Source organism: Streptococcus nakanonensis (genome assembly GCF_059738785.1).
In genome coordinates, this window is record NZ_AP027139.1 from 885139 (window position 1) to 910780 (window position 25642).

25 protein-coding genes are annotated in these 25642 nt (G+C 42.1%); 23 read left to right on the plus strand and 2 right to left on the minus strand.

Annotated elements, in window-relative coordinates:
• Positions 1–141 precede the first annotated feature (141 nt).
• The 7 genes from AC6I9F_RS04375 (at position 142) to alaS (ending at position 7724) form a co-directional block, all read left to right on the plus strand.
• Complete coding sequence (locus tag AC6I9F_RS04375) at positions 142–1299, plus strand: ABC transporter ATP-binding protein (protein ID WP_176139555.1); 1158 nt, start codon at positions 142–144, stop codon at positions 1297–1299.
• Complete coding sequence (locus AC6I9F_RS04380; RefSeq protein ID WP_000753801.1) at positions 1280–2086, plus strand: ABC transporter permease; 807 nt, start codon at positions 1280–1282, stop codon at positions 2084–2086. Before AC6I9F_RS04375 ends, AC6I9F_RS04380 begins: the two co-directional genes overlap by 20 nt.
• Positions 2083–2856, plus strand: a complete 774-nt coding sequence (locus AC6I9F_RS04385; RefSeq protein ID WP_000712740.1) for an ABC transporter permease — start codon at positions 2083–2085, stop codon at positions 2854–2856. The genes AC6I9F_RS04380 and AC6I9F_RS04385 overlap by 4 nt, the downstream gene beginning before the upstream one ends.
• Positions 2853–3923 (plus strand): ABC transporter substrate-binding protein, encoded by a 1071-nt coding sequence (locus AC6I9F_RS04390; protein ID WP_498023027.1) that lies wholly within the window; start codon positions 2853–2855, stop codon positions 3921–3923. Before AC6I9F_RS04385 ends, AC6I9F_RS04390 begins: the two co-directional genes overlap by 4 nt.
• Before the next feature lie 150 nt (positions 3924–4073).
• Positions 4074–4325 (plus strand): hypothetical protein, encoded by a 252-nt coding sequence (locus AC6I9F_RS04395; RefSeq protein ID WP_049511572.1) that lies wholly within the window; start codon positions 4074–4076, stop codon positions 4323–4325.
• A 273-nt stretch (positions 4326–4598) separates the two neighbouring features.
• Complete coding sequence (locus AC6I9F_RS04400) at positions 4599–5084, plus strand: LURP-one-related/scramblase family protein (RefSeq protein WP_173228992.1); 486 nt, start codon at positions 4599–4601, stop codon at positions 5082–5084.
• A gap of 21 nt (positions 5085–5105) precedes the next feature.
• The gene (alaS, locus tag AC6I9F_RS04405; protein WP_498023030.1) at positions 5106–7724 is read left to right on the plus strand and encodes an alanine--tRNA ligase; all 2619 of its coding nucleotides are present in this window, start codon (positions 5106–5108) and stop codon (positions 7722–7724) included.
• An 89-nt stretch (positions 7725–7813) separates the two neighbouring features.
• Here the strand turns inward: alaS and AC6I9F_RS04410 are convergent, their stop codons facing one another.
• On the minus strand, positions 7814–9268 hold the full coding sequence (locus AC6I9F_RS04410; RefSeq protein WP_498023032.1) for an alpha-amylase: 1455 nt from the start codon (positions 9266–9268) through the stop codon (positions 7814–7816).
• A gap of 179 nt (positions 9269–9447) precedes the next feature.
• Here AC6I9F_RS04410 and AC6I9F_RS04415 point away from each other — a divergent pair, with 179 nt between their 5' ends.
• The 3 genes from AC6I9F_RS04415 (at position 9448) to AC6I9F_RS04425 (ending at position 12147) form a co-directional block, all read left to right on the plus strand.
• Positions 9448–10197: an ABC transporter ATP-binding protein gene (locus tag AC6I9F_RS04415; RefSeq protein ID WP_173214098.1), complete on the plus strand. Its 750-nt coding sequence runs from the start codon at positions 9448–9450 to the stop codon at positions 10195–10197.
• Positions 10178–11815 (plus strand): hypothetical protein, encoded by a 1638-nt coding sequence (locus AC6I9F_RS04420; protein ID WP_498023034.1) that lies wholly within the window; start codon positions 10178–10180, stop codon positions 11813–11815. Before AC6I9F_RS04415 ends, AC6I9F_RS04420 begins: the two co-directional genes overlap by 20 nt.
• A 71-nt stretch (positions 11816–11886) precedes the next feature.
• Positions 11887–12147 (plus strand): hypothetical protein, encoded by a 261-nt coding sequence (locus AC6I9F_RS04425; RefSeq protein WP_316043869.1) that lies wholly within the window; start codon positions 11887–11889, stop codon positions 12145–12147.
• Between the two features lie 223 nt (positions 12148–12370).
• Here AC6I9F_RS04425 and AC6I9F_RS04430 read toward each other — a convergent pair whose 3' ends face one another.
• Complete coding sequence (locus tag AC6I9F_RS04430; protein WP_498023037.1) at positions 12371–14521, minus strand: LTA synthase family protein; 2151 nt, start codon at positions 14519–14521, stop codon at positions 12371–12373.
• Positions 14522–14637: 116 nt separating this feature from the next.
• On the opposite strand from AC6I9F_RS04430, the gene AC6I9F_RS04435 reads away from it, so the two are divergent.
• The 13 genes from AC6I9F_RS04435 to psr all read left to right on the plus strand — a co-directional run bounded on the left by AC6I9F_RS04435 (position 14638) and on the right by psr (position 25638).
• Positions 14638–15801 (plus strand): class I SAM-dependent rRNA methyltransferase, encoded by a 1164-nt coding sequence (locus AC6I9F_RS04435; protein ID WP_498023039.1) that lies wholly within the window; start codon positions 14638–14640, stop codon positions 15799–15801.
• A complete protein-coding gene (aroD, locus tag AC6I9F_RS04440; RefSeq protein ID WP_261038199.1) occupies positions 15798–16475 on the plus strand; it encodes a type I 3-dehydroquinate dehydratase in 678 nt (225 codons plus the stop codon). The genes AC6I9F_RS04435 and aroD overlap by 4 nt, the downstream gene beginning before the upstream one ends.
• Complete coding sequence (locus AC6I9F_RS04445) at positions 16465–17319, plus strand: shikimate dehydrogenase (RefSeq protein ID WP_498023041.1); 855 nt, start codon at positions 16465–16467, stop codon at positions 17317–17319. Before aroD ends, AC6I9F_RS04445 begins: the two co-directional genes overlap by 11 nt.
• Before the next feature lie 18 nt (positions 17320–17337).
• A complete protein-coding gene (aroB, locus tag AC6I9F_RS04450; RefSeq protein WP_173233369.1) occupies positions 17338–18405 on the plus strand; it encodes a 3-dehydroquinate synthase in 1068 nt (355 codons plus the stop codon).
• A gap of 9 nt (positions 18406–18414) precedes the next feature.
• Positions 18415–19581, plus strand: a complete 1167-nt coding sequence (gene aroC / locus AC6I9F_RS04455) for a chorismate synthase (RefSeq protein WP_173233371.1) — start codon at positions 18415–18417, stop codon at positions 19579–19581.
• Between the two features lie 9 nt (positions 19582–19590).
• Positions 19591–20694 carry a prephenate dehydrogenase gene (locus AC6I9F_RS04460; protein ID WP_112444086.1) on the plus strand — a complete coding sequence of 368 codons (1104 nt, stop codon included), beginning with the start codon at positions 19591–19593 and terminating at the stop codon, positions 20692–20694.
• Between the two features lie 10 nt (positions 20695–20704).
• Positions 20705–20854 (plus strand): hypothetical protein, encoded by a 150-nt coding sequence (locus AC6I9F_RS04465; protein ID WP_173214114.1) that lies wholly within the window; start codon positions 20705–20707, stop codon positions 20852–20854.
• 81 nt (positions 20855–20935) lie between these two features.
• Positions 20936–21286: a hypothetical protein gene (locus AC6I9F_RS04470; protein WP_173273262.1), complete on the plus strand. Its 351-nt coding sequence runs from the start codon at positions 20936–20938 to the stop codon at positions 21284–21286.
• 53 nt (positions 21287–21339) lie between these two features.
• Complete coding sequence (locus AC6I9F_RS04475) at positions 21340–21678, plus strand: YlbF/YmcA family competence regulator (RefSeq protein ID WP_000065980.1); 339 nt, start codon at positions 21340–21342, stop codon at positions 21676–21678.
• 91 nt (positions 21679–21769) lie between these two features.
• Positions 21770–23053: a 3-phosphoshikimate 1-carboxyvinyltransferase gene (aroA, locus tag AC6I9F_RS04480; RefSeq protein WP_498023044.1), complete on the plus strand. Its 1284-nt coding sequence runs from the start codon at positions 21770–21772 to the stop codon at positions 23051–23053.
• Positions 23046–23522: a shikimate kinase gene (locus AC6I9F_RS04485; RefSeq protein ID WP_173214120.1), complete on the plus strand. Its 477-nt coding sequence runs from the start codon at positions 23046–23048 to the stop codon at positions 23520–23522. The genes aroA and AC6I9F_RS04485 overlap by 8 nt, the downstream gene beginning before the upstream one ends.
• On the plus strand, positions 23519–24367 hold the full coding sequence (gene pheA, locus AC6I9F_RS04490) for a prephenate dehydratase (RefSeq protein ID WP_173214122.1): 849 nt from the start codon (positions 23519–23521) through the stop codon (positions 24365–24367). The genes AC6I9F_RS04485 and pheA overlap by 4 nt, the downstream gene beginning before the upstream one ends.
• Positions 24364–25638: a polyisoprenyl-teichoic acid--peptidoglycan teichoic acid transferase Psr gene (gene psr, locus AC6I9F_RS04495; protein WP_164226467.1), complete on the plus strand. Its 1275-nt coding sequence runs from the start codon at positions 24364–24366 to the stop codon at positions 25636–25638. Before pheA ends, psr begins: the two co-directional genes overlap by 4 nt.
• Positions 25639–25642 lie beyond the last annotated feature (4 nt).

The window sequence follows — 25642 nt, forward strand, 5'->3', positions numbered from 1 at the left end:
CTGCTGCTATGTCATGGAAAGGGGGTGAAAGCCTATCGTTAGTGCAGAAGAATGTAGGCAGTTCAATCTCCTACACGAGGTAGTAGCGGCCTGACAGAGCCCTGATCTGTTAATCTATGAAAAAGAAGGAATAAATGACAATTGAAAAAACCAATTATTGAATTCAAAAACGTCTCAAAAGTTTTTGAAGACAGCAACACTAAGGTTCTCAAAGACATCAACTTTGAGTTGGAAGAAGGGAAATTCTACACCCTTCTAGGCGCATCTGGTTCAGGGAAATCAACTATCCTTAACATCATTGCAGGTTTACTGGATGCGACGACAGGAGATATTTTGCTGGATGGTGTCCGTATCAATGACATTCCAACCAACAAGCGAGACGTCCATACAGTCTTCCAATCCTATGCCTTGTTTCCACATATGAATGTGTTTGAAAATGTTGCCTTTCCGCTCCGCTTGCGTAAAATTGACAAGAAAGAAATCGAGAAACGCGTAGCGGAAGTTCTCAAGATGGTTCAGTTGGAAGGTTACGAAAAACGTTCCATCCGTAAACTCTCTGGAGGACAACGTCAGCGTGTGGCTATTGCCCGTGCCATCATCAACCAACCCCGTGTGGTTTTGCTGGACGAGCCTCTGTCAGCGCTGGACTTGAAATTAAGAACAGATATGCAGTACGAACTGCGTGAACTGCAACAACGATTGGGCATTACCTTTGTCTTTGTAACTCACGATCAAGAAGAAGCCCTGGCTATGAGTGACTGGATTTTTGTCATGAATGATGGCGAGATTGTCCAGTCAGGAACACCTGTGGACATCTACGATGAGCCAATCAACCATTTTGTTGCCACCTTTATCGGTGAGTCAAATATCTTGCCAGGAACCATGATTGAGGACTACTTGGTTGAGTTTAACGGCAAACGCTTTGAAGCGGTTGATGGGGGGATGAAGCCAAATGAACCTGTTGAGGTCGTGATTCGTCCAGAGGACTTGCGGATTACCCTTCCTGAAGAAGGCAAGCTCCAAGTTAAGGTCGATACCCAGCTCTTCCGTGGAGTTCACTATGAAATTATCGCCTATGACGTACTTGGAAATGAATGGATGATACACTCGACTCGTAAGGCCATCGTGGGTGAGGAAATCGGTCTGGACTTTGAACCAGAAGACATCCACATCATGCGTCTCAATGAAACAGAAGAAGAGTTTGATGCTCGTATAGAAGAATACGTGGAAATCGAAGAGCAAGAAGCAGGTTTGATCAATGCAATCGAGGAGGAAAGAGATGAAGAAAACAAGCTCTAAACTCTTTGTAGTGCCCTACATGCTCTGGATCGCACTCTTTGTCCTGGCACCCTTGGTCTTGATTTTCGGACAATCCTTTTTCAATATCGAAGGCCAGTTCAGTTTAGAAAATTATAAATCTTACTTTGCGTCACAAAACTTGACCTACCTAAAAATGAGTTTCAACTCTGTACTCTATGCAGGAATTGTGACCTTTGTGACCTTGCTTATCAGCTATCCAACAGCCCTCTTTTTGACCCGTCTCAAGCACCGTCAACTCTGGCTCATGCTGATTATCCTGCCTACCTGGATCAATTTGCTCCTCAAGGCCTATGCCTTTATCGGAATTTTTGGTCAAAATGGCTCTATTAACCAATTTTTGGAATTTATCGGAATCGGTTCGCAACAGTTGCTTTTTACTGATTTCTCCTTTATTTTTGTCGCAAGCTACATCGAGCTCCCCTTTATGATTTTGCCCATTTTCAATGTCTTGGACGATATGGACAACAATCTCATCAATGCCAGCTATGACCTAGGTGCGACCAAGTGGGAAACCTTCCGCCATGTCATCTTCCCTTTATCGATGAATGGTGTGCGAAGTGGAGTTCAGTCTGTCTTTATCCCCAGCTTGAGCCTCTTCATGCTGACCCGTTTGATTGGTGGGAATCGCGTTATTACGCTGGGAACGGCTATTGAACAGAACTTCCTGACAAATGACAACTACGGTATGGGTTCAACCATCGGTGTAATTCTCATCCTGACCATGTTTATCACCATGTGGGTGACCAAGGAAAGGAGAGAACGATGAAAAAATTTGCCAACCTTTATCTGGGACTGGTCTTTCTTGTCCTCTACCTGCCTATTTTTTACCTGATTGGCTACGCCTTTAATGCAGGCAATGACATGAATAGCTTTACAGGCTTTAGCTTGAGCCATTTTAAAACCATGTTTGGCGATGGTCGTCTTATGTTGATTGTAACTCAGACCTTTTTCTTGGCCTTCCTGTCAGCCTTGATTGCGACCATTATCGGGACTTTTGGTGCCATTTACATCTACCAGTCTCGTAAGAAATACCAAGAAGCCTTTCTATCACTCAATAATATCCTCATGGTTGCGCCTGACGTTATGATTGGTGCCAGCTTCTTGATTCTCTTTACCCAACTCAAGTTTTCACTTGGCTTTTTGACCGTTCTTTCTAGTCACGTGGCCTTCTCCATTCCTATCGTGGTCTTGATGGTTTTGCCTCGTCTCAAGGAAATGAACGGTGACATGATTCATGCGGCCTATGACCTTGGTGCTAGTCAATTTCAGATGTTCAAGGAAATTATGCTTCCTTACCTGACACCGTCTATTATTGCAGGTTATTTCATGGCCTTCACCTATTCGCTAGATGACTTTGCCGTAACCTTCTTTGTAACGGGAAATGGCTTTTCAACCCTGTCAGTCGAGATTTACTCTCGTGCTCGCAAGGGGATTTCCTTAGAAATCAATGCCCTGTCTGCCCTTGTCTTTCTCTTTAGTATTATCCTAGTGGTTGGATATTACTTTATCTCACGTGAGAAGGAGGAGCAAGCATGAAAAAACTCTATTCATTTTTAGCAGGAATTGCAGCCATCATCCTGGTCTTGTGGGGAATTGCGACGCATTTAGATAGTAAAATCAATAGCCGAGATAGTCAAAAACTGGTTATCTACAACTGGGGAGACTATATCGATCCAGAACTCTTGGAGAAATTCACAGAAGAAACAGGAATCCAAGTCCAGTACGAGACCTTTGACTCCAACGAAGCCATGTATACCAAAATCAAGCAGGGTGGAACGACCTACGATATTGCCATTCCTAGTGAATACATGATCAACAAGATGAAGGACGAAGACCTCTTGGTACCGCTTGACTATTCAAAACTTGAAGGTCTTGAAAATATCGGACCAGAGTTCCTCAACCAGTCCTTTGACCCAGGCAATAAATTCTCCATCCCTTACTTCTGGGGAACCTTGGGAATTGTTTACAATGAAACCATGGTAGAGGAAGCGCCTGAGCATTGGGATGACCTCTGGAAGCCAGAGTATAAGAACTCTATCATGCTCTTTGATGGGGCGCGTGAGGTACTGGGACTGGGGCTCAACTCCCTCGGCTACAGCCTCAACTCCAAGGATACCCAGCAATTGGAAGAGACAGTGGATAAGCTCTACAAGTTGACTCCAAATATCAAGGCTATTGTGGCGGATGAGATGAAGGGCTACATGATTCAGAACAACGCTGCTATCGGCGTGACCTTTTCAGGGGAAGCCAGCCAAATGCTGGAAAAAAACGAAAATCTACGCTATGTGGTACCGACTGAGGCCAGCAACCTTTGGTTTGACAATATGGTCATTCCCAAAACCGTCAAAAACCAAGATGCCGCCTATGCCTTTATCAACTTTATGTTGAAACCTGAAAATGCACTCAAAAATGCAGAGTATGTCGGCTATTCAACACCAAACCTACCAGCTAAGGAATTACTCCCAGAGGAGAAAAAAGAAGACAAGGCATTCTATCCAGATGCTGAAACCATGAAACACCTAGAAGTTTATGAGAAATTTGACCATAAATGGACAGGAAAATATAGCGACCTCTTCCTACAGTTTAAAATGTATCGGAAGTAGGAGTTAGCAGTCACGAAACGAATCAGTCAAGCTGGTTCGTTTTTTTAAAATAGAAGGCAATTTGTATAACTGTATGTTTTCTATGATAGTTGCTTATTTTCTTACTTAGTAGTATACTAAGTTTAACCTTACAGAAAGCGGTAACAAATAATGAAAGTGTCTACTTTTTTCAAAAAAAGTTTCTGGCCAACCTTTTTGACTGTTCAGCAAACATATATACTATTTTATCTAAAGGATGGTTTGGATCGACAATACCTAACAACTGAGTCTATATATTTGGTGATAGGAAACTTTATATTTGCAAATATTTGCGTAGCTATATTTAGCAATTCGAAAACTTGGGATAAAAGTTGGGATAAAAAGAAAAATGGCAGTAAGAAAAAGTATATTCTGAAAAAGTAATCTGAGATGTAGGGAATGGGTTATTTAAATAGGAATCATTTCCAGTTGACGCAAACTTAAAAAAACGTTATAATAAGAAAGTTGAGAATTGATTTTCTCTTGTCTTAGTCCAGAGAAATGGCGGTGCTGCGAGCCATCTAAGCTAGAAAGTCATGCTACTCAATTTAACAATTGCATAAGAACAAGAGAATGACAAGTTCATTGAATGAAGGTGGTACCGCGGTTTTTCGCCCTTCGTGATATGAGCTTGTCTTTTGATTTTTGGAGGTGTTGATGAAAACATTTCTTGTCAAACAAAAGTTTCGTCTTGGAGGCGAACGCTTCGCTATCAAGGATGACAGGGGAGAAATCGCCTATCAGGTGGAGGGATCATTCTTTAAGATTCCTAAAACCTTTACCATCTATGATGTGGCTGGTGAACAAGTCAGTCAGATCAGTAAAGAAATCTTGACCTTGCTTCCTCGTTTTGAGATTCAGCTTAGGGATGGCTCGAGTTTTGTCATTCGTAAGAAGTTGACCTTCTGGCGAGATAAGTATGAGTTTGATAATCTAGGTCTTCGTATCGAGGGCAATATCTGGGATTTGGATTTCAAATTGCTGGATGATCGCGATCAGCTGATTGCGGAAATTAAGAAGGAACTCTTCCATCTGACCTCTACCTATACCGTAACGGTTCTTGAGGATGCTTATGCAGACCTAGTCATTTCCCTCTGTGTCGCGATTGACTATGTGGAAATGCTGGAAAGCCAATCACATTAAACAAGTAAATAAGGAGACAATATGAAACAACTATCTAGTGCACAAGTACGCCAAATGTGGCTTGATTTCTGGGCAACCAAAGGTCACTCTGTAGAACCATCAGTGAGCCTGGTTCCTGTAAATGACCCAACTCTTTTGTGGATCAACTCTGGGGTAGCAACGCTTAAGAAATACTTTGACGGGACTATTATCCCTGAAAATCCACGTATTACTAATGCCCAAAAGGCTATCCGTACCAACGATATTGAAAACGTAGGGAAGACAGCACGTCACCATACCATGTTTGAAATGTTGGGGAACTTCTCAATCGGGGATTACTTCCGTGATGAAGCTATCACTTGGGCTTATGAGCTTTTGACAAGCCCTGAGTGGTTTGACTTCCCAGCTGAAAAACTTTATATGACCTACTATCCAGATGATAAAGATTCTTATAACCGCTGGATTGAAGTGGGAGTGGACCCAAGTCACTTGATTCCAATCGAGGACAACTTCTGGGAAATCGGTGCAGGACCTTCTGGACCAGATACAGAAATCTTCTTTGACCGTGGTGAAGCCTTTGACCCAGAAAATATTGGTCTTCGCCTTCTTGCAGAGGATATCGAAAACGACCGTTACATCGAAATCTGGAACATCGTTTTGTCACAATTTAATGCAGATCCTGCTGTTCCTCGTAGCGAGTACAAGGAATTGCCACACAAGAACATTGATACGGGCGCTGGTTTGGAGCGTTTGGTGGCAGTTATCCAAGGGGCTAAGACCAACTTTGAAACAGACCTCTTCATGCCGATCATTCGTGAAGTGGAGAAATTGTCTGGTAAGGTCTATGACCAAGATGGCGACAACATGAGCTTCAAGGTCATCGCTGACCACATCCGTTCTCTTTCATTTGCCATCGGTGATGGTGCCCTTCCTGGAAATGAAGGTCGTGGTTACGTCCTTCGTCGTCTTCTCCGTCGTGCTTCTATGCATGGTCAAAAATTGGGAATCAACGAGCCTTTCCTTTACAAACTCGTTCCAACCGTTGGAAAAATCATGGAAAGCTACTACCCAGAAGTGCTTGAAAAACGTGATTTTATCGAAAAAATCGTTAAGAGCGAGGAAGAGTCATTTGCCCGTACTCTTCACTCAGGTCAACACTTTGCCCAAGGCATTGTAGCTGACTTGAAAGAAAAAGGTCAATCTGTCATTGCTGGTTCAGATGTATTCAAACTCTATGACACTTATGGATTCCCAGTTGAATTGACTGAAGAAATCGCTGAAGAAGCTGGTATGACTGTGGACCGTGAAGGTTTTGAAGCAGCCATGAAAGAACAGCAAGAACGTGCGCGTGCGTCAGCTGTTAAGGGTGGCTCAATGGGTATGCAAAATGAAACCCTTCAAAACATCACTGTAGAAAGTGTCTTCAACTACAATGCTAGCCAATTGTCTTCTAAATTGGTGGCTATCGTGGCTGACAATGCAGAAGTTGAAGCTGTATCAGAAGGAACTGCCTCACTTATCTTTGCGGAAACTCCATTCTATGCTGAAATGGGTGGACAGGTTGCTGACCATGGACAAATCTTGGATGAGTCAGGTAAGGTTGTGGCTACTGTGACAAATGTTCAAAAAGCACCAAACGGACAAGCTCTTCATACAGTTGAAGTCTTTGCACCACTTGCCTTGAATCAAGAATATACCTTAGCAATTGATACAAATCGTCGTCACCGTGTTATGAAAAACCACACTGCGACTCACTTGCTTCATGCTGCCCTTCACAATATCCTTGGAAACCACGCAACACAAGCAGGATCTCTTAACGAAGTTGAATTCCTTAGATTTGACTTTACCCACTTCCAAGCCGTAACTCCTGAAGAGTTGCGCGCCATTGAACAACAAGTCAACGAAAAAATCTGGGAAGCTCTTGAAGTGAAGACAGTTGAAACGGATATTGACACTGCCAAGGAAATGGGAGCTATGGCTCTCTTTGGTGAGAAATACGGCAAGGAAGTCCGTGTTGTTACTATCGGTGACTACTCTATCGAGCTTTGTGGTGGTACCCACGTTGGCAACACTTCTGAGATTGGACTCTTCAAGATTGTCAAAGAAGAAGGGATTGGTTCAGGAACTCGCCGTATCTTGGCAGTGACTGGTAAGGAAGCCTTTGAAGCCTACCGTGAACAAGAAGACGCTCTTAAAGCTGTCGCAGCAACCTTGAAAGCACCTCAACTTAAAGAAGTACCTCACAAGGTAGAAGGACTTCAAGAACAACTTCGTCAATTGCAGAAAGAAAATGCTGAGTTGAAGGAAAAGGCCGCAGCTGCAGCCGCAGGCGATATCTTCAAGGATGTGAAGGAAGTCAATGGTCACCGTTACATTGCTAGCCAAGTATCTGTATCAGATGCTGGTGCCCTTCGTACCTTTGCGGACAACTGGAAACAAAAAGACTACTCTGATCTTCTTGTCCTAGTTGCCGCTATCGGTGACAAAGTCAATGTCCTTGTAGCAAGCAAGACAAAAGACCTTCATGCAGGAAACCTTGTCAAAGAATTAGCACCAATCGTCGATGGACGTGGTGGTGGTAAACCAGACATGGCCATGGCAGGGGGAAGCAACCAAGCTAAGATCCAAGAATTGTTGGATGCAGTAGCAGGTAAATTGTAATCAAGTAAAGATCTATCCATTTGGGTAGGTCTTTTTGTGAATGCAAAAAAGCCAAATCCGTTTGGACCTGGCTTGATTATTATGCACTATTAGATTGTATTGGCTGCCCAGACACTTACGGTTCTAGCTGAGACTGGGAATTGTCCATAACCTTCCTCATCGATTGTAACTTGACCTTGGTGGTTTCCAAGTAAATCTACAAAAGTTTGGTTAGCCCATTCTTGGCCGACAAACATTGATTTGCTGTTTTCTTGGTCATTTGAAATCAAGACTGCGATTGGGGATTGATGTTCAGCACCTGAACGTACCCAACCGATACAGTTAGCGTGGTCAAAGTAGTCTGTTTGTTCTCCATAGGCCAAATCTTTTCGGATGGTTAGGAGGCGGTCAAGGACTTCTTTGAAATCTTGTTGAGCATATTGCCCTGAAATCCCATAGTAGTCGCCGTAAAAGACACATGGAAGACCATTTTGGCGTAACAGAATGAGGGCATAGGCTGCTGGTTTGAACCATTCTTCAACAGTAGACTCAAGAGCCTGACCACGTTGAGTATCGTGGTTGTCGACAAAAGTCACAGCCTTGTCAGGTTTGAGTTCAACCAAGCTATCTGTAAAAATACCACGAAGGTCGTAGTTGGAACCTGCTCGGCTAGCATCAAAGAGATTCTGGTGGAGACGAACATCGACAAGGTCAAAGCGTTCTTCCGTTTTTTCAAGATAGTCTAGATTGGCTTCCTTGTCTGGATTCCAAAATTCACCGAACACATAGAAATCTTGACCATATTTTTCCTTCATATCACGGATGAAATTGCGCATGAAGAAAGAGTCAATGTGCTTAACGGCATCCAAACGGAAACCAGCAATACCAGTCGTTTCCATGAACCAGTCAGCCCAGTCATAGATATTTTGGATGACTTCAGGATGCTTAAAGTCTAGGTCGGCATACATGAGGTAGTCGTAGTTGCCGTTTTCATTATCAACCAATTCCTCGTTAGCCCAGCCCTTGTTGTCTCCTTGAATCAGATAAATCCCAGATTTACGGCGTTTTGCATCGTAATCTGTACCTGTGAAGTGGTACCAGTGCCAGTGGAAGTCATTGTAGGTATCTTGGCGACCATCGAAGGTAAAGCTAGTCCAGCCATTGATGGTGAAGGGTTCCCCAAGTTCAACTGTACGGTCTACAGGGTCCACTTCGATAACCTGAAAGGCTTCCATGTGATCGGCTGCAGCCTTGTGGTTGAGAACCACATCGGCCATAGGCTGGATTCCCTGTGCTTTTAGGGCTTGAATGGCTTGAAGATAGTCTTCTTTGAAACCATACTTGGTGCGGATAGTACCTTTTTGGTTAAACTCTCCTAGGTCGAATAAGTCATAGACCCCATAGCCGACATCTTTTTCATTGGTTGCCTTAAAAGCTGGTGGCATCCAGACGTGGCTAATCCCCAGATGAGCTAGGTGTGGAGTATCTTCAGCTAGGCGCGTCCAGTGTTGGCCGTCGTGGGGCAAATACCATTCAAAGTATTGCATGAGTGTTTGATTTTGCATGATGTTTCCTCTTACTTGTCAATCTTGTTCTTTATTCTATCATAAAGTATCTCTTAGCGCAAACGTTTGCGTAAGATAGAAAAAATATATTTTAACTACTTAAAATAAAGTGTTGATTTTTTTTGTATCAAAGTGCTAGTATAATAGTATGTAATATAGATAAAGATAGGAGTCATCCCATGATTGAATTTCAAAATGTTAGTAAGTTGTATGGTGATAAAGAGGCTTTGAGCAATCTCAATTTGCAGATTGAAAATGGGGAGATTATGGGCTTGATTGGCCATAACGGTGCTGGAAAATCGACTACCATAAAATCCCTAGTCAGTATCATTTCGCCCAGCAGTGGTCGTATTTTGGTAGATGGTCAGGATTTATCGGAAAATCGCTTGGCTATTAAACGAAAGATTGGCTACGTTGCAGACTCGCCTGACTTATTTTTACGCTTAACGGCCAATGAATTTTGGGAATTGATTGCCTCATCCTATGATTTGAGCAGCTCTGACTTGGAGGCTAGTCTAGCTAGGCTATTGAACGTTTTTGATTTTGCTGAAAACTGCTATCAGGTTATTGAAACCCTTTCTCACGGAATGCGTCAGAAAGTCTTTGTCATCGGAGCACTCTTGTCCGATCCCGATATTTGGGTCTTGGACGAACCCTTGACAGGTTTGGATCCCCAGGCTGCCTTTGATTTGAAGCAAATGATGAAGGAGCATGCGCAAAAAGGCAAGACAGTCTTGTTTTCAACCCATGTCCTAGAGGTGGCAGAGCAAGTCTGTGATCGGATTGCCATTTTGAAAAAGGGGCATTTGATTTATTGTGGTAGCGTAGAGGACTTGAGAAAAGACCACCCAAACCAGTCTTTAGAAAGTATCTATCTTAGCCTTGCTGGTAGAAAAGAGGAGGTTTCAGATGCGTCTCAAGGTCATTAAAAAATTAGTTGATATCAATATCCTCTATTCATCTCAAGAAGCTAATCTGGCTAACCTACGAAAGAAGCAAGCTAAGAATCCTGAGAAAAAAGTAAATGTTTCCGCTAGAGTCCTAAGTTCTTACATTTTTTCTAGTCTCTTGATGCTTTTCATGTTTATAAATATAGCCTTTCGTTTTCCTTTTGAGGAAATACCAAGTTTTTTTAGTAGCATGGTTGCTATTTTACTAGTGCTTGCCTTTTCAACTTCTTTCACTGCATTTTACAATGTCTTTTATGAGAGTAAGGACTTGGTATCGTATAGGCCTTATGCCTTTAAAGAATCAGAGATTATAATTGCTAAAGGACTGTCTGTCCTCTTGCCAGCTCTGCCTGGAATTGTACCAATCCTAGCTTATTTTCTAGTCCTCTACATTAGGCTAGCACCTTCTCTTTGGCTTGGCTTGCCTTTGATGCTGCTGTCCTTGGCCTTATTATTTGTCTCTGTTACTTTAGTGATGGTAGTGGCAGTACATTTCTTGGCTCAGACTAGGGTCTTCAGAAAGTATCAGTCTATTTTTGCCAATGTGATGATTGGGATAGGAGTTCTCATACCTTTAATATTTGTCCTCTTTCTACAGTCGACTTTTGGAAGTATTGTTGACAAAGTTAGAGACATTCCATTTCTCCTTTATCCTCTTCATATCTTTTACAAAATAGCAGTGGAGCCTTTTTCGACAGAAGCCATACTGGGTCTGCTCGCTTGGATAACTCTAACTGTCTTCTTACTTTACCTGACCAAAAAGAAGGTTCTTCCTCATTTTTATGACGTGATTCTGCTTAACAGTGAGGAGAAGGTCAAGAAAGAACGTCGCAATAAGGAGAGAATTTCAACTACTAATAAAAAGGGCTTTTTCCGTATGGTTTTACGCTACCACCTCACCCTCTTGGGACAGGGAACTGGCGTGGTTACAGTGCTTTTTACAAGTGCTTTCCTTCCTTATCTCATGATGATTGGTCTGATTTCCAAAATCCGAGATTCTCAGATAGTTCCAGATATTCATCCTCTATACTGGTTACCCTTGTTTTTTGTAGGAGTGTTTATAGCAGTTGTCAATAACAATATCACCAGCCTGCATTCAATTGCTTTATCCTTGGAGAGGGAAAATGTTGATTTTCTTAAGAGTTTACCCTTTGACTTTACTCGCTATGTGAAAGTGAAATTTTGGATTATATTTGCTGTCCAGTCCTTTTTACCAGTTCTGACTTTACTTGGCCTTTCTCTATATCTAGGCTTGCCCATCCTTTCGATGATTTACCTTCTTGTAGTCTGGATCCTTACCAGTGTCATCCTTTCTTGCCACCATTACCTTAAGGACGTGAAAAATCTGTCAACCAATTGGAGTAACATTACGGACCTGGTGAACCGTTCAAATCGTATAGTAGCAATTGTTTTGATTTTTATTTATAGTGCAATCTTAATGGCCCTTGTAATAGGGAGCTTATTCTTGGTTCGGTCTCTCTCCCCTGTCCTTGCCATCAGCTTGGGAGTAGGAACTCTTATCGTCTTGCTTGCTCTTGCTATTTTTGGCTATCATTACTACCTGTCACGCATATTGACAGAAATAGAAAAAAGATGAGCTAGTTGGTTACTATCTTGATAAATTTAATTCGACAAACGCTTTTATAGTTTGTTAGAATGTAGTTGTAAATGATTAAGATTGGTAATCAAAAATATATAGGGAGGAATGTTTTGAATAAGAAATATAATCTAGTTCTATTATTGTTGTTTATAGTTTATTTATTGGGATATTTTTCAATTTCAAAAACGTTCATTCCTATAATGTGTGTGATCCAAGTATTTTTGATAGAACATATATTTAAAGTTCGAAATAGAATGATGCAAATAGGTGAAATTTTAATTATTGTTGCTTCTATAATATTATTTATTGATAGTATATTTAGTTTGTAACAAAAGGCTTTTCTATAAAATCAAATTTTCCAGATACCTGCTGAAGCTGATTTATATCCTAATATTTCTTCTACTATCTTCGTCACTAAACTTGACAGACATATATTGCAGGTACAACCTCTCTACCTACAATCTTACAGGTTAGTTTCTTAGTTTGTTATTTGATTTTCATTGAATTTTATTTTATAAAAAGAAATGCTCCTCCACGATGGAAGAGCATCTTTTATTGTGATTTTGATTCGGTTTCGGCCGACTCGGGATGGAGTTCTTGGTAACTTGGTGCCTTGAAAAGGTCAGTACTGGTCTTACCTTGTCGTTGGCTAAAGAGACTGGTTGATTGACTACCTTTTTCCTGCTCAATCTTTTGAAGAATTGGTAAAGAATTGAGGTAAGAAATACTTTCAGTATCAACTTTTCCAAGATGATCTTTTTGGTAAAAACGTATCAAATCGCCAGTTTGAATCTGGTCGCTGATTTTCAGCTGTTGACTGGCTGCCTGTCGAACGCTTTCCAGTTCGGTCTGAGCTTGTTCATCAAGATTGCTGATTTCAAGACCGCTTTCAGTATAGTAGGTTCGTCCGTCGTAGTTGGTATATTTTGGTGTGACGAAGGAATTGGCAGTTCGAAAGGCAACGATTTCTTGGTGGTCTGGTGATAGGAGGTCTTGGCCGACTTGAAGGAAGGAATTGGACTCAATACCAAGGAGGTGTTCGAGAGTTGGTAAGATATCGATTTGTCCACCGTAGGTATTGATGATTTGTCCTTTTTCATAGCCAGGCATGACCACCATAAAAGGCACTCGTTGCAACATGGCATTGTCGTAATTCGACCAGTTCTCAGAAGTCTTGCCAATCAAGGGTGCCAGCTCAGGATTGCGGGAGTTGGAAATCCCATAATGGTCTCCGTAGATGACGATGATGGATTTTTCATAGAGGCCACTTTCTTTGAGATAGTCAAAGAAGGCCTTGATAGCACTGTCCAGATAGTTAGCTGTTTGGAAGTAGCCATTGATGGTTTCATCTTTGGTTTTAGCCAAGGGGAAACCAAGCTCATCGCCTGTCAGATTGCTAGCATAGGGATAGTGATTGGACACCGTGATATACTTAGCATAAAAAGGTTGCTGTAAATGCTCCAGATACTGAATAGAATCTTTCATCATGATTTTATCATTTAAACCATATTGGAAAGAGTTGCTACTGTCTTGCTTGGTGAAGTAGGAAGCATCAAAGAAGTATTGGTAGCCCCATTGCTTGTAGGTCGTATTTCGGTTCCAGAAGGTCCCGATATTGCCGTGAAAGACAGCACTTGATTGGTAGCCGTTTTTTGATAGGATAAAAGGCGCAGCTTGCTGGGTATTGGTACCTCCATAGTTGACCATGAAGGAACCTTGGTCAAGTCCAAACAAACCAGTTTCCAGCATGGTTTCCGCATCTGAGGTCTTCCCAGCCTTGACTTGGTTAAAGATATTCGAAAAGGCTAGGGTTGATTGCGAATGGTAGAGGGAGTTGAGGAAGGGAGTGACTTCATGCTCAGTTCCATCTATGTTGAGTTTATAGTCAAGCAGGAACTGCTGGAAGCTCTCCAAGTGGAGATAAATCACATTTTTCCCTTTGGCTAAGCCGAAATAGTCTGGATTGGGCTTAGCCGAATGTTCTTGAATATAATCTGTAATAGGTTGAAGGTCGGTCTCAGAGGCCTTAGCACGTTCTTTGTTGGCGCTATAGGATTGATTGGCACTATAACCTAAAAAGGCGGGCAAACTAAGGGCACGAACAATATAATAATTAGAAAATCCTCGCGACAGGAGATCGGGACGCTCAATTTCAGCCAAGAAAAGATTAGCAGAAAAGAGCAGGGCTGAGAGTGCAGTGATAGCAACACTTGAGCGGAATTTGAAAGGTCTCCTATCCAGCTGGATGAATTTTTTATAGAAAAGGAAAGCCAGCAATGGGAAATCCATAAAATAGATGAAATCCCAAAAGCGCAGTAACTCTAGTTCTGCAGTACCAACAGACACCTTGCTGACCACCTTCATGGTATTAGCCGTGATAAAGTCGCTAAATTCTCGATAGTAAAAGACATTGGAATAAAGCCAAATGAATAAAAGGCTATAAATAGCTATACTCAGGCCATAAAAAATCTTGGTTGAGCGAGCATAGAGGGCTAGAGCCAGCAGGAGTAGCCCCAAAGGAAGGGGATTGAAAAAGGCGATAAAGGCAAGGTAATTTCCCTGCAACTTGCCCACTTGAATATCTAAATTAAAGTCAACGGCATAGGCTAATAAGGTTTTGAGCCAATAGAGGATTAAAAGGGTTAGGACAAAACCCAGTCTGGTACCCATGGCTTTTTGGATTTTGTTAAAATTGCTTTTCACACATTTACTTCCTAATTTTTTATTAGTATTAGTATACCATTTTTTAAAAGAAGAGTAAAAAAGCAAGGGTAGTTTCTTTTTTGAGAATTGGCTAAAAGTTTGATATAATGGTAGTTATGAATAGAATAAGAGTCAGCAAAAGGGTTGAAAAGAAGCTCGCCAAAGGTCTGGTTTTACTAGAAGCCAGTGATCTTGAGAATGTAAATCTTAAGGATCAGGAAGTAGAAGTGCAGAGTCAAGAAGGAACCTTTCTTGGGACTGCCTACCTTTCGCAGCAAAACAAGGGCTTGGGCTGGTTTGTTAGTAAGGACAAGGTGGCCTTCAATCAAGCTTTCTTTGAAACGCTGTTTAGACAAGCTAAAGAAAAGAGAAAATCCTATTATCAAGATGATTTGACAACCGCCTTTCGTCTCTTCAACCAAGAGGGAGATGGCTTTGGGGGTCTGACAGTGGACCTTTATGGTGAGTATGCTGTCTTTTCTTGGTATAACTCTTATGTTTATCAGATTCGCAAGGTTATCTCAGAAGCCTTTAGACAGGTTTTTCCTGAGGTTTTAGGGGCCTATGAGAAGATTCGTTTTAAGGGTTTGGACTATGAATCTGCACATGTTTATGGTCAAGAAGCACCTGACTTTTTCACTGTTTTGGAAAATGGTGTCTTGTATCAGGTCTTCATGAATGATGGCTTGATGACAGGGATTTTCTTAGACCAGCATGAGGTTCGCGGTAGTCTGGTTGATGGATTGGCTATGGGCAAATCCTTGCTCAATATGTTTTCCTACACAGCAGCCTTTTCAGTGGCTGCGGCCATGGGTGGAGCAAGCCAGACTACTTCGGTTGACCTAGCTAAACGTTCACGAGAATTGTCTCAAGCGCATTTTCAGGCAAATGGAATCAGTATAGACGACCACCGTTTTGTGGTCATGGATGTCTTTGAATATTTCAAGTATGCCAAACGAAAAGGCTTGACCTACGATGTGATTGTCCTAGATCCGCCTAGCTTTGCTCGGAACAAAAAACAAACGTTCTCTGTGGCCAAGGATTATCACAAATTGATTTCCCAGAGTCTTGAGATTTTAAATCCGGGAGGGATTATCATTGCTAGTACCAATGCTGCCAATGTATCCCGCCAGAAATTTACAGAACAAATTGATAAAGGCTTTGCAGGAAGAAGTTACCAGATTTTAAACAAATACGGTCTTCCAGCAGATTTTGCCTATAATAAAAAAGATGAAAGTAGTAATTACCTCAAGGTGATTAGTATGAAGGTTAGTAAATGAAATTAATCGTTTCAGTAATGCCAAGAAGTTTAGAGGAGGCCCAGGCTCTGGACGCCACGAGGTACCTGGATGCCGACATCATTGAATGGCGTGCCGACTATCTGCCTAAGGAAGCGATTTTGCAGGTGGCTCCAGCTATTTTTGAAAAATTCGCAGGCCGTGAGTTGGTTTTCACTCTGCGAACTCGCTCAGAAGGGGGAGAAATCGACCTTTTTCCAGAAGAATATATCCATCTAATCAAGGAAGTGGCGCAACTCTATCAACCAGACTATATTGATTTTGAGTACTATAGCTACAAGGATGTTTTTGAAGAAATGCTGGACTTCCCAAATCTTGTTTTGAGTTACCATAATTTCCAAGAAACACCTGAAAATATGATGGAAATCTTGTCAGAGTTGACGAGCCTAAATCCAAAACTTGTCAAGGTTGCGGTGATGGCTCACACGGAGCAGGATGTATTAGACTTGATGAACTATACACGAGGCTTTAAAACCCTCAATCCTGAACAGGAATATGTGACCATTTCTATGGGCAAGGTGGGCAAGGTCTCTCGTATCACTGCGGATGTGACTGGTTCGAGTTGGTCTTTTGCCAGTCTGGATGAGGCCAGTGCACCTGGTCAGATTTCCCTAGCTAACATGAAAAAAATCAGGGAGATTTTGGATGAAGCTTGATGGCTATACACGTTTAGCTGCCGTTGTTGCCAATCCTATTAAGCACTCTATTTCTCCCTTCATCCACAATAGGGCCTTTGAGGCGACAGCTACCAATGGTGTTTATGTGGCTTGGGAGATTGAAGCGAGTGATTTGCCAGAAACAATGGCTAATATTCGTCGCTACCAGATGTTTGGTATCAACCTATCCATGCCCTATAAGGAGCAAGTGATTCCTTATTTAGATGAATTGAGTGATGAAGCGCGCTTGATCGGTGCGGTCAATACGGTTGTCAATGAGAATGGCAATTTAATTGGATATAATACAGATGGCAAGGGATTTTTTAAGAGCTTGCCTTCTTTTACAATTACAGGTAAGAAGATGACTCTGCTGGGTGCAGGTGGTGCGGCCAAGTCCATTTTGGCACAGGCTATTTTGGACGGCGTCAGTCAGATTTCGGTCTTTGTTCGTTCCGTTTCTATGGAAAAAACAAGACCTTACCTAGACAAATTACAGGAGCAGACAGACTTTAAAGTGGACTTGTATGCTTTAGAAGATGTTTCTGAACTGCAAGCAAGGATTGCCGAGTCGGATTTACTGGTCAATGCGACAAGTGTAGGAATGGACGGTCAATCATCCCCAGTTCCTGAAAGCATCAATTTGCCAGAAACTCTCTTAGTGGCAGATATCATTTACCAACCCTTTGAAACACCATTTTTAAAATGGGCCAGAAGTCAGGGCAATCCAGCCGTCAATGGTCTGGGAATGTTGCTCTATCAAGCTGCAGAAGCTTTTCAACTGTGGACAGGCAAGGAAATGCCAACAGAAGAGATTTGGCAGTCCTTAACAGAAAAATACCAATAAAGAAAGGGAGATTCTCCTATGAAAATCAGAATCGATATTCCTCATCATCCTTATGATATTCAGATTGAAAAAGGTTGTCTGGCTCAGGCTGGTCAATGGTTGCGAGAACTCTGGCAACCACAAAAGGTAGTCATTGTGACAGATAACCATGTAGCTTCTCTTTATGCAGAGAAGGTCAAGCTCAGCCTAGAAGATGCTGGTTTTCAGGTAGCTGTTTTTGACTTTTTAGAAGGGGAAGAAAGAAAGAATTTAACCACTGTTCAGAAAGTCTATGAATTCCTAGTTAAGCAGGGGTTGACTCGTAGCGATGGAATCGTGGCTCTCGGTGGTGGTGTCGTTGGGGACTTGGCTGGTTTTGTAGCCTCTACCTATATGCGGGGCATTCATTTTGTTCAGATACCGACTAGCTTAACAGCCCAGGTGGATTCTTCTATTGGTGGAAAGACGGGTGTTAACACTCCATTTGCCAAGAATATGGTAGGAACTTTTGCCCAACCAGATGGGGTTTTGATTGACCCACTTGTTCTTGAAACGCTTGGAAAAAGAGAGTTGATTGAAGGGATGGGTGAGGTTATCAAGTATGGCTTGATTGAGGATCCAGAACTGTGGGCTCTCTTGACGGAGCTGGATGGTACTGTAGAGAGCATTCTGGAACATGCGGAGACTTTGATTGAACATTCTTGTCAGGTCAAGCGCAAGATGGTGGTTGAGGATGAGTTGGACAATGGTGTTCGCCTTTACCTCAATTTTGGTCACACTATTGGCCATGCCATTGAAGCGACTGCCGGTTATGGCAAGGTCATGCATGGAGAGGCTGTAGCTATGGGAATGGTACAGATTTCCAAGGTAGCTGAGGGAAAAGGCCTTATGCCAGAAGGGATAACCCAGTCTATTACAGCTATGTGTCAGAAATTTGGACTACCTGTTGACTATGAAAACTGGGATGTTGACAAGCTTTATCAGGCTTTGACTCATGATAAGAAAGCGCGTGGCAATACCTTGAAATTGGTCTTGGTACCAGAGCTTGGTTCAGCGACTATTCACCCAGTTTCTCTGGAAGAGATGAAAGACTACTTGGTAAAATAAGGAGAGTGTATGAGATATTTAACTGCAGGAGAATCACACGGTCCCCGTCTGACAGCTATTATTGAGGGAATTCCAGCTGGACTACCTTTGACAGCAGAGGATATCAATGAGGACCTTAAACGCCGTCAGGGTGGTTACGGTCGTGGTGGCCGTATGAAGATTGAGAGCGACCAAGTTGTCTTTACTTCAGGCGTTCGTCATGGGAAGACGACAGGGGCTCCCATTACCATGGATGTCATCAATAAGGACCACCAAAAATGGCTGGACATTATGTCTGCGGAGGACATTGAAGACCGTCTTAAAAGCAAACGAAAAATCACCCATCCTCGCCCAGGTCATGCTGATTTGGTTGGGGGCATCAAGTACCGTTTTGATGATTTGCGTAATTCCTTGGAGCGTTCATCAGCTCGTGAAACCACCATGCGAGTGGCAGTCGGAGCAGTAGCTAAACGCCTCTTGGCTGAGCTGGATATGGAGATTGCCAACCATGTCGTAGTCTTTGGTGGCAAGGAAATCGATGTACCTGAAAATCTGACAGTCACTGAGATTAAGGAAAGAGCTGCCCAGTCTGACGTTTCTATTGTCAACCAAGAAAGAGAACAGGAAATCAAGGATTATATTGACCAAATCAAACGTGACGGTGATACCATCGGTGGGGTTGTGGAGACAGTCGTTGGAGGTGTTCCAGTTGGTCTTGGTTCCTATGTCCAATGGGACAGAAAATTGGATGCACGATTAGCCCAAGCTGTTGTCTCTATAAATGCCTTTAAAGGGGTAGAATTTGGTCTTGGATTTGAGGCTGGTTATTGTAAAGGAAGCCAGGTCATGGATGAAATTCTCTGGTCTAAAGAAGACGGCTATACTCGCCGTACAAACAATCTAGGTGGCTTTGAAGGCGGTATGACTAATGGGCAACCGATTGTTGTTCGTGGCGTCATGAAGCCCATTCCTACTCTCTACAAACCACTCATGAGTGTGGATATCGAAACCCATGAACCCTACAAGGCAACTGTGGAGAGAAGTGATCCGACTGCTCTTCCAGCTGCAGGTGTAGTTATGGAAGCTGTTGTGGCAACGGTTTTAGCACAAGAAATCCTCGAAAAATTCTCATCAGACAATCTAGAGGAATTAAAAGAAGCAGTGGTCAAGCACCGAGACTATACAAAGAACTATTAAGGAGTTTCTATGGCAAAAACAGTCTATATCGCGGGCCTTGGATTGATTGGTGCCTCGATGGCCCTTGGTATCAAACGCGATCATCCAGATTATGAAATTTTAGGTTATAATCGCAGTCAAGCTTCGAGAGATATTGCCTTGAAAGAAGGCATGATTGACCGTGCAACGGATGATTTTGCTAGTTTTGCTCCTTTGGCAGATATCATCATTCTCAGCTTGCCAATCAAGCAAACCATTGCTTTCATTAAGGAGTTGGCCAACTTGGACTTAAAAGAAGGCGTGATTATCTCAGATGCTGGTTCGACCAAGTCAGCCATTGTAGATGCGGCGGAGAACTATTTAGCTGGTAAGCCTGTTCGCTTTGTCGGGGCCCATCCCATGGCTGGTAGTCACAAGACAGGGGCTGCTTCTGCGGATGTCAATCTTTTTGAAAATGCCTATTATATCTTTACACCTTCGAGGCTGACAAGTCCTGACACACTTGAGGAAATGAAGGACTTACTTTCAGGTCTTCATGCTCGTTTTATCGAGATTGATGCCAAGGAGCACGATCGAGTCACTTCTCAGATTAGCCATTTTCCTCATATTCTGGCTTCTAGTCTCATGGAACAGACCGTGGTCTATGCTCAAGAACATGAGATGGCAAGGCGTTTTGCTGCCGGTGGTTTTCGAGATATGACCCGAATTGCGGAAAGCGAGCCAGGTATGTGGACCTCCATTCTCTTGTCCAATCGTGAAACAATTTTAGATAGAATTGGGGATTTCAAGGAGCGTTTGGACGAGATTGGACAAGCTATCAGTAAGGGTGATGAAAACCAAATCTGGAACTTTTTCAACCAAGCGCGTGAGCAACGTCAGGCCATGGAAATTCATAAGCGTGGTGGTGTGGATAGTTCTTACGACCTCTATGTCGACGTTCCCGATGAAGAAGATGTCATCTTGAGGATTTTGGAACTACTACGTGGAACTTCCTTGGTCAATATTCATATCAACGAGGAAAACCGTGAGGATATTCACGGGATTCTACAAATTTCATTTAAAAATGCTCAAGACTTGGAAAGAGCTGAGCATCTAATAACAGAAAATACCGACTACACAGTCGTTGTCAAATAAGGAGAAAAATATGCCTAAAATAGAGCCTAGATTCATATTTGGTATTATCTTTATTTCTTTTATCTTACTTAGAGCTTACGCTGTTAAAAAAGATGTGAAAACTACTTCAGAAGCTAGTGTTGAGACAAAAAATGAACCATCCAACAAGGAAATAAGTTAAGAGAAAACCAATTCAAAGTATGTAGACGATAGAATTATTAATGAGTTTATCAATAGCTATAATCAAAATTCTAATAGCCCATTGGAAAATATCAAAAAAGGAAATATAAAAATAAAATATTTCGCATCAAGCTACGGATACTACTTGGAACTTTTACATGCAAATGATACTGCTAAAATCAACGTAACAATAAATCAGACAAATGAAAATAGTGAATCTGGTGTTGCAGGAATGAAAGAAGTATTTCATGATATTGTTAAATCGATTGAATCATCCTTATCTGATGATGAGATAGAGAACTATTTTGATAATCTTATGTCAAATGAAATAAAAACAGGTTCTAATTTAGGAACTTTGAAGATCGAGTATATACCAGATAAGGAATTAAGGAATGGACATTCAAGAGGTCATATAAAAGTGATTGCACAATAATAAAGACCACAGAGTGACTAGTAATTTTAAAAGAAATGAATAAGGAGAACATCATGTCAAATATTTACGATAGTGCAAACGAACTCAGTCGCGGCCTACGCGAATTACCAGAATACAAGGCTGTCAAAGCGGCTAAAGATGCGATTTCAGCAGATGCTGAGGCAAGCAAAATCTTTACAGAATATGTTGCTTTCCAAGAGGAAATTCAAAGATTAGCGCAGACAGGGCAAATGCCAGATGCTTCCTTCCAAGCTAAAATGGAAGGCTTTGGTAAGCAGATTCAGGGGAACAGCCTCTTGTCAGAATTCTTTACCAAGCAACAACAATTGGCCATTTACCTTTCTGACATTGAAAAAATTGTTTTCGAACCAGTTTCAGAATTGCTAAAATAAGAAAATAACTATCATAAAGTCAGGAATTTTTAAGGAATTTCTGGCTTTTTATGATAAAATAGGTAAAAGTATTGCAAGTATGAGGTCCAGTATGAAACTAAAAACAAACATTAGCCACTTACACGGCAGTATCCGAGTTCCAGGTGACAAGTCTATCAGCCACCGTTCCATTATCTTTGGAAGTTTGGCTGAGGGTGAGACCAAGGTTTATGATATTCTGCGAGGTGAAGACGTTCTTTCGACCATGCAGGTTTTTCGTGATCTTGGTGTTGAAATTGAGGATAAAGATGGGGTTATTACCATTCAAGGTGTAGGTATGGACGGCTTGAAAACTCCACAAAATGCCCTTGATATGGGAAATTCTGGCACCTCGATTCGCCTGATTTCAGGTGTCCTTGCTGGTGCAGACTTTGAAGTAGAAATGTTTGGCGATGATAGTCTTTCCAAACGTCCTATGGATCGTGTGACGATTCCACTGAAAAAAATGGGCGTTAACATTTCTGGGCAAGCTGAGCGAGACCTGCCTCCCCTTCACTTAAAAGGGACGAAAAACCTAAGACCTATTCAGTATGAGTTGCCAATTGCCTCTGCCCAAGTTAAGTCATCCTTGATGTTTGCAGCTTTACAAGCTAAGGGGGAGTCAGTTATTATCGAAAAAGAATGCACCCGTAATCATACTGAAGATATGTTGCAACAATTTGGTGGTCATTTAAGTGTGGACGGCAAGAAAATCACAGTCCAAGGGCCACAAAAATTGACAGGACAAAAGGTGGTTGTTCCAGGAGATATTTCCAGTGCAGCCTTTTGGTTGGTCGCAGGTTTGATTGTTCCAAACTCTCGTCTAGTGCTGCAGAATGTGGGGATCAACGAAACGCGCACCGGTATTATTGATGTCATTCGCGCCATGGGTGGAAAATTGGAAATAACTGAAATCAATCCAGTCGCTAAATCTGCTACTTTGACTGTTGAGTCTTCTGATTTAAAAGGAACAGAGATTGGTGGCGCTTTGATTCCACGTTTGATTGATGAATTGCCTATTATTTCCCTACTTGCGACCCAAGCCCAAGGTGTTACAGTTATCAAGGATGCTGAGGAGCTCAAGGTCAAGGAAACAGACCGCATTCAGGTTGTGGCAGACGCCTTAAATAGCATGGGAGCAGATATTACTCCTACAGCAGATGGAATGATTATCAAAGGAAAATCAGCCCTTAACAGTGCTAGAGTCAATACTTTTGGAGACCATCGTATCGGAATGATGACAGCCATTGCAGCCCTTTTGGTTGCAGATGGAGAGGTGGAGCTTGACCGTGCAGAAGCCATCAATACCAGTTATCCTAGCTTCTTTGATGATTTGGAGAGCTTGATTCATGGCTAAGGTATTACTAGGATTTATGGGGGCTGGCAAATCGACTATTGCAAGAGGCTTGGATCCTAATTACCTTGATATGGATGCCCTGATTGAGAAGCGCCTAGGTATGTCCATTGCGAATTTTTTTGCTGAAAAGGGAGAATCAGCCTTTCGTCGGATAGAATCAGAAGTTCTAGCTGAGTTACTACAAACAGATCAAGTTGTGTCAACTGGTGGGGGAGTGGTTATTTCTCAGCGAAATCGTGACTTACTCAAGACTAATACAGATAACATCTACCTGAAAGCCGATTTTGAAACCCTCTACCATCGTATCGCAGCTGATAAGGACAATCAGCGCCCGCTTTTTCTAAATAATAGTAAGGAAGAACTAGCAACAATTTTCCAAGAAAGACAGGCTTGGTATGAGGAAGTGGCTAGTCGGGTTTTGGATGTGACCAAGTTAAGCCCAGAGGAAATTATAGAGGAACTGAGATGAAAATTGCTTATCTAGGTCCCAAGGGATCATTTTCACACCACGTTGTGCAGACAGCTTTTCCTCATGAGGAATTGCAGGCCTTTGCCAATATTACAGATGTCATCAAGGCTTATGAGCAAGGATTAGTGGACTATTCTGTGGTGCCAGTTGAAAATTCTATTGAGGGTAGTGTTCATGAAACCTTGGACTACCTTTTTCATCAGGCTCGCATTCAAGCAGTTGCAGAAATCGTTCAGCCTATTCATCAGCAGTTGATGGTGGTTCCAGGCCATACTAAGATTGAAAAGATTTTTTCACATCCACAGGCCTTGGCTCAAGGAAAGAAATTCATCGATGAACAGTATCCAGAGGCTCAAATAGAGGTGACTGCTAGTACAGCTTATGCGGCCCGCTTTATTTCCGAACATCCAGATCAGCCCTTTGCAGCAATTGCACCTAGAAGTTCTGCTGAAGAATATGGCTTAGAACTGATTGCCGAGGATATTCAGGAAATGGAAGCCAATTTCACACGCTTCTGGGTTCTGGGAGCTGAAAAGCCTAGTATTCCCTTGCAAGCACAAACTGAGAAAATGAGTTTGGCCCTGACCTTACCTGACAACCTTCCAGGTGCACTCTACAAGGCTCTTTCGACCTTTGCTTGGCGAGGAATTGACCTGACAAAAATTGAAAGTCGTCCACTCAAGACAGCGCTAGGCGAATACTTTTTCATTATCGATGTGGACTATACTGATAAGGACTTGGTTCACTTTGCCCAAAAAGAACTAGAAGCCATCGGAATCCAGTATAAAGTTCTGGGTGCCTATCCTATTTATCCAATATCAGACCATGGAAAGGAGAGAAGATGAGTAAAGAAAATCCTCTCAGTCATCATGAAAAATTACGTTATGATTATTTGCTAAAAAATATTCACTATCTCAATGAGAGAGAAAAAAATGAGTTTGCCTATTTGCAAGAAAAGCTAACTATTGCTAGGGTAAATAGTAGTTCCAGCTTGGAACAAGAAAGAGAAGAGCAGGTTGACTTACCAAGCTATGCGAACCGGAGTCGCTCACAATACAAATCACAAGCACTCTCTGCTCCTCCCAAAAAGAAAAGACGGAAGCTCCGTCTTAAACGCATTTTTATGGTGATTTTTTCACTTTTGGTCTGTGTGGCTTTGGCCATGGTATTCATGTTTTTACGTGGTTACCAAGATGCTAGTGCAAAGAAAACTGCTGATGCCAAGGCAGCACAGGTTCAAGTCTTTAATGGTCAAGATACCAGAGATGGTGTTAATATTTTGATTATGGGGACGGATGGTCGAATCGGCCAAAATAGTGCTGAGACGCGGACTGATTCTATTATGGTATTAAATGTCGGAGGTTCAGATAAGAAAATTAAGCTAGTCAGTTTCATGCGTGACAATTTGGTTTATATAGACGGTTACAGCCAAGTCATTAACGGTAGAAAACAGACGGATAACAAGTTAAACGTAGCCTATGAACTAGGGGAACAAGAAGGACAAAAAGGGGCAGAAATGGTTCGTCAAGTCTTGAAAGATAATTTTGACTTGGACATTAAGTACTATGCCTTGGTCGATTTTCAGGCCTTTGCCACAGCGATTGACACCCTTTTCCCTGATGGGGTGACAATTGATGCCCAATTTTCAACATTAAATGGGCGTCCACTAACAGAAGCTACAGTCGGAGATGATTTACACGCTACTGAGACTGAGTCTCCAACCCAAACCATCAAAGTCGGAAAACAGCAGATGAACGGCTCGACCCTGCTCAATTATGCACGCTTTCGTGATGATGATGAGGCGGATTACGGCCGTACAAAAAGACAGCAGCAAGTTTTAACAGCAATTTTAGAGCAAATTAAAGATCCTACTAAACTTTTCACTGGTTCTGAAGCTCTTGGAAAGGTTTTTGCTATGACCTCAACCAATGCACCCTATACTTTCCTCCTAACAAACGGTTTATCTGTTTTGGATGGAGCAAAAAATGGTATTGAAAAATTGACGATTCCAGAACTGGGTGACTGGGTAGATGCCTACGATGTTTATGGAGGCTTAGGCTTGCTGGTCGATCAAAACAAGTATCAGAATAAATTAGCTCAGATGGGCTTGAGATAAGATA

Coding starts and splice junctions, on each gene's coding strand:
- AC6I9F_RS04380 (WP_000753801.1), top strand. CDS start 1,280: ATGAAGAAAACAAGCTCTAAACTCTTTGTAGTGCCCTACATGCTCTGG.
- AC6I9F_RS04385 (WP_000712740.1), top strand. CDS start 2,083: ATGAAAAAATTTGCCAACCTTTATCTGGGACTGGTCTTTCTTGTCCTC.
- AC6I9F_RS04390 (WP_498023027.1), top strand. CDS start 2,853: ATGAAAAAACTCTATTCATTTTTAGCAGGAATTGCAGCCATCATCCTG.
- AC6I9F_RS04395 (WP_049511572.1), top strand. CDS start 4,074: ATGAAAGTGTCTACTTTTTTCAAAAAAAGTTTCTGGCCAACCTTTTTG.
- AC6I9F_RS04400 (WP_173228992.1), top strand. CDS start 4,599: ATGAAAACATTTCTTGTCAAACAAAAGTTTCGTCTTGGAGGCGAACGC.
- alaS (WP_498023030.1), top strand. CDS start 5,106: ATGAAACAACTATCTAGTGCACAAGTACGCCAAATGTGGCTTGATTTC.
- AC6I9F_RS04410 (WP_498023032.1), bottom strand. CDS start 9,268: ATGCAAAATCAAACACTCATGCAATACTTTGAATGGTATTTGCCCCAC.
- AC6I9F_RS04415 (WP_173214098.1), top strand. CDS start 9,448: ATGATTGAATTTCAAAATGTTAGTAAGTTGTATGGTGATAAAGAGGCT.
- AC6I9F_RS04420 (WP_498023034.1), top strand. CDS start 10,178: ATGCGTCTCAAGGTCATTAAAAAATTAGTTGATATCAATATCCTCTAT.
- AC6I9F_RS04425 (WP_316043869.1), top strand. CDS start 11,887: ATGATTAAGATTGGTAATCAAAAATATATAGGGAGGAATGTTTTGAAT.
- AC6I9F_RS04435 (WP_498023039.1), top strand. CDS start 14,638: ATGAATAGAATAAGAGTCAGCAAAAGGGTTGAAAAGAAGCTCGCCAAA.
- aroD (WP_261038199.1), top strand. CDS start 15,798: ATGAAATTAATCGTTTCAGTAATGCCAAGAAGTTTAGAGGAGGCCCAG.
- AC6I9F_RS04445 (WP_498023041.1), top strand. CDS start 16,465: ATGAAGCTTGATGGCTATACACGTTTAGCTGCCGTTGTTGCCAATCCT.
- aroB (WP_173233369.1), top strand. CDS start 17,338: ATGAAAATCAGAATCGATATTCCTCATCATCCTTATGATATTCAGATT.
- aroC (WP_173233371.1), top strand. CDS start 18,415: ATGAGATATTTAACTGCAGGAGAATCACACGGTCCCCGTCTGACAGCT.
- AC6I9F_RS04460 (WP_112444086.1), top strand. CDS start 19,591: ATGGCAAAAACAGTCTATATCGCGGGCCTTGGATTGATTGGTGCCTCG.
- AC6I9F_RS04465 (WP_173214114.1), top strand. CDS start 20,705: ATGCCTAAAATAGAGCCTAGATTCATATTTGGTATTATCTTTATTTCT.
- AC6I9F_RS04475 (WP_000065980.1), top strand. CDS start 21,340: ATGTCAAATATTTACGATAGTGCAAACGAACTCAGTCGCGGCCTACGC.
- aroA (WP_498023044.1), top strand. CDS start 21,770: ATGAAACTAAAAACAAACATTAGCCACTTACACGGCAGTATCCGAGTT.
- AC6I9F_RS04485 (WP_173214120.1), top strand. CDS start 23,046: ATGGCTAAGGTATTACTAGGATTTATGGGGGCTGGCAAATCGACTATT.
- pheA (WP_173214122.1), top strand. CDS start 23,519: ATGAAAATTGCTTATCTAGGTCCCAAGGGATCATTTTCACACCACGTT.
- psr (WP_164226467.1), top strand. CDS start 24,364: ATGAGTAAAGAAAATCCTCTCAGTCATCATGAAAAATTACGTTATGAT.